Genomic DNA, 4095 nt, shown 5'->3' with positions numbered 1-4095 from the left:
CTGATGGTTGTACATCACTTGGAACAGGGGGTTATGGCTGAGGTTACGCTCCACCTGCAGCGCCTCGACCAATTGCTCGAATGGCAAGTCCTGATGGGCTTGCGCGCCCAACGCCCGCTGTTTGACCTGCTGCAACAGACCGCTGAAGGTCATCTGCGGATCGAACTCGGCGCGCAGCACTTGAGTATTGACGAAGAAGCCGATCAAACCTGCTGTTTCGACCCGGTTGCGGTTAGCGATCGGCACCCCGACACGGATATCCGATTGCCCCGAGTAGCGGTGCAGCAAGGCCTGGAAGCTCGCCAGCAGGACCATGAACGGGGTCAAGCCCTGCTGCTGAGCCAATTGCTTCAGGCCATCGACCAGGTCCTCTCCCAAGCTGACCGACAGCCGAGCGCCGTGGTAGCTCGATAGCGCTGGACGTGGACGGTCAAGAGGTAATTCCAGCACGGGTTGTTCATCACCCAGTTGCTCCGTCCAATAGGCCAGTTGCCTGTCCTGCTCACCTGCCTCCATCCACCTGCGCTGCCAGATCGCATAGTCGGCGTATTGGATCGGCAAGATCGGCAGCTGAACTTCACGTCCCTGGCTATAGCCGTCATAGAGTTGCACCAGCTCGTTGACCATCACCGGCATTGACCAACCGTCAGAGACGATGTGGTGCAAGGTAATCATCAGGACATGCTCCTCTGCGGCCAAACGAATCAGCCTCACTCGCAGCAAAGGGCCATGTTCCAGGTCGAACGGTCTCTGCGACTCGGCTTCCACCTGCGCGCGCAGAATGACATCGTCGCTTTGCTCGAATGCTTCCACAGCCAGTTCGAAAGCGTTAGAGGGATTTATCAACTGGACCGCTTGCTCATCATCGAGACGGAACGTGGTGCGCAACGTCTGATGGCGGTCGATGAGGGACTCAAAGCTTCGTTGCAAGGCGGCGACATCCAACGGTCCCTTGAACTTCAAGGCGGCGGGGATGTTGTAGGCCGAACTCGTCGGTTCCCACTGCCACAAGAACCATTGCCGTTGCTGGGCATAGGAAAGAGGAAGCGGCTCAAAGTCGCTGTGGATCAGCGGGATCGGCAACTGCGCAAGGCTCATTCCTTTCGAGGCCAGCTTCTCGAGGAAAAGCTTACGCTGCGGCAAGGGCAGCCCGATGAAGCGCTGTACCAGTTCCAAATTTCTGTTATCCATTTGCATCTCAAACTGCCTCAAGCTCGCTCATGAAGTCCTGGAGGTCGTCCAGGTCTGCACCGGTATTAGTATTCAAGCCACTGATCATGGCGGCGTATTCCTGGAGGTCTACTGCCTGGAACAACAGGCCGAGCGGCAGGCTCATGCCCAGCTCTATCTGTAGGCGAGCCATGACTTGGGTGGCCAACAGGGAATGGCCACCAAGCTCGAAGAAGTTATCGGTGAGCCCAACCTGTTCCAGCTTCAGCACATCCGCCCAGATCGCTGCGATCTGCTGCTCGAGTTCGGTCTGAGGCGCCACGTACTCACCCTGCAGCAAGCTCGCATCTGGTTGCGGCAGCGCCTTGCGGTCCAATTTGCCGTTACCGGTCAGCGGCAGTGCCGCGAGGAACAACACATGCGCAGGCACCATGTACTCAGGCAGGCTCGCCTTTAGCGAAGCACGCAAGGTCTCGCGAAGCCCCGCCTGGGCCTCAAAGCTGTCCATGACTTCGCCAGCGGCAGGAACGACGTAACCCACCAACTGCTTGCCACTCGGCCCCTCCTGCGCCAGCACAACGCCTTGGCGCACACCGACCTGCTCTTGCAGACGCGCTTCGATCTCGCCCAACTCGATGCGGAAACCACGGATCTTCACCTGGTGATCGATGCGCCCCAGGTACTCGATCACCCCGTCGCCGCCATAACGGGCGAGGTCGCCCGAGCGATACAAGCGACCGCCGTTGGTGTCGAACGGGTTAGGCACGAAACGTTCGGCGGTCAGGCCCGGACGACCGTGATAACCACGGGCAAGGCCGGCTTGACCGATAGCCAACTCGCCATGGGTACCTGGCACGATCGGATTCAACGCTCCATCGAGCAGATACCACGACAGGTCCGGGATCACCTCCCCAATCGGGCTGCTTGCACTTTTGTGCAGATCGTCCAAGGTGATCGGCCGGTAGGTCACGTGCACGGTGGTCTCGGTGATCCCGTACATGTTGATCAAGCGTGGCTGCTCGTCACCGAACACCTCGAACCAGGGCTTAAGGCTGCTTACATCCAGAGCTTCACCGCCGAATACCACGTGACGTAGCGCCAGGCGATTGCCGTCGCACGCGCCTTCGCAGGCGATCGGAACGAGCTGGCGGAACGCCGATGGCGTCTGGTTCAGCACCGTTACCTGCTCACGAATCAACAGCGCATGGAAGTCTTCCGGAGAACGCGCCACGTCCCTAGGCACCATCACCGCCTTGCCGCCATACACCAAAGCACCGAACAGCTCCCACACCGAGAAATCGAACGCGTAGGAATGGAACACCGTCCATACGTCGCTCGCGTCGAAGTGGAACCAGTCCTGAGTCGCCGAAAACAGCCGGACCACGTTGTGGTGCGGCAGCAGCGTGCCCTTTGGCTTGCCAGTGGAACCGGAGGTGTAGATCACGTAGGCGAGATTCTGCGGCGATATTTCGATGCCGGGGTTGGCTTCGCTGTAACTGGCCAGGTTCTGCTCGTCCAGCTCAAGGCAGTGAATACCGGCGGGGATCGGCAGCGCATCGCGAAGGTGCGCCTGGGTCAGCAGCAGCTTGATGCCGCTGTCTTCGAACATGTAAGCGAGGCGATCCTGCGGGTACTCCGGGTCCAACGGTACATAGGCGCCGCCAGCCTTGAGAATACCCAACAGCCCAATGACCATCTCCAGGCTTCGCTCCATGGCGATGCCGACCAGCACATCTGGCCCCACGCCCAGCTCAGCCAGCTTGTGCGCCAGTTGGTTCGCCCGGCGGTTCAACTCGCCATAGCTCAGTGTCTGCTCAGCAAAGACCAGCGCCGGCGCGTCCGGCGCAGCGGCCACTTGGGCCTCGATCAGTTGATGGATACTGCGTGCGTCCGGGAAGCTCGCCTGGGTACGGTTCCAGTCCTGCAGAATCGAGTTCTGCTCGTCTTGGCTCAACAGCGGCAAGTCAGCCACGCGCTGCTCAGGCTGGCGAACAATACCTTCCAGCAAGTTCAGCCAATGCCGCGCCATGCGTTCAATGGTTGAAGCATCGAACAGGTCAGTGGCATAGGTCAGCGCGGCACTGATGCCCTGCTCGTGTTCGAACGTGTCCAGGGTCAGATCGAACTTGGCGGTCTGGCTGTCCCACGCCAGTTCCTCAACTTCCAGACCTGGCAAGCCAAGGCGCTCGCCTTTGGATTGAGTCTGATGGTTGTACATCACTTGGAACAGGGGGTTATGGCTGAGGTTACGCTCCACCTGCAGCGCCTCGACCAATTGCTCGAATGGCAAGTCCTGATGGGCTTGCGCGCCCAACGCCCGCTGTTTGACCTGCTGCAACAGACCGCTGAAGGTCATCTGCGGATCGAACTCGGCGCGCAGCACTTGAGTATTGACGAAGAAGCCGATCAAACCTGCTGTTTCGACCCGGTTGCGGTTAGCGATCGGCACCCCGACACGGATATCCGATTGCCCCGAGTAGCGGTGCAGCAAGGCCTGGAAGCTCGCCAGCAGGACCATGAACGGGGTCAAGCCCTGCTGCTGAGCCAATTGCTTCAGGCCATCGACCAGGTCCTCTCCCAAGCTGACCGACAGCCGAGCGCCGTGGTAGCTCGATAGCGCTGGACGTGGACGGTCAAGAGGTAATTCCAGCACGGGTTGTTCATCACCCAGTTGCTCCGTCCAATAGGCCAGTTGCCTGTCCTGCTCACCTGCCTCCATCCACCTGCGCTGCCAGATCGCATAGTCGGCGTATTGGATCGGCAAGATCGGCAGCTGAACTTCACGTCCCTGGCTATAGCCGTCATAGAGTTGCACCAGCTCGTTGACCATCACCGGCATTGACCAACCGTCAGAGACGATGTGGTGCAAGGTAATCATCAGGACATGCTCCTCTGCGGCCAAACGAATCAGCCTCACTCGCAGCA

Annotated in this window: 2 protein-coding genes; both read right to left on the bottom strand. The window is 59.6% G+C overall.

The features are described 5' to 3' along the window. Nucleotides 1-1191, bottom strand: a 1191-nt coding sequence (locus CCOS865_RS28005) for a condensation domain-containing protein (protein WP_244216185.1), incomplete at its 3' end; no start/stop codon positions are given. Between the two features lie 7 nt (nt 1192-1198). Further along, on the bottom strand, nt 1199-4095 hold a 2897-nt coding region (locus tag CCOS865_RS28000), incomplete at its 5' end, for a non-ribosomal peptide synthetase (protein WP_119147027.1).

It is taken from the genome of Pseudomonas reidholzensis (assembly GCF_900536025.1).
GTDB lineage: Bacteria > Pseudomonadota > Gammaproteobacteria > Pseudomonadales > Pseudomonadaceae > Aquipseudomonas > Aquipseudomonas reidholzensis.
This window is presented reverse-complemented; position numbering and strand designations above follow the sequence as displayed.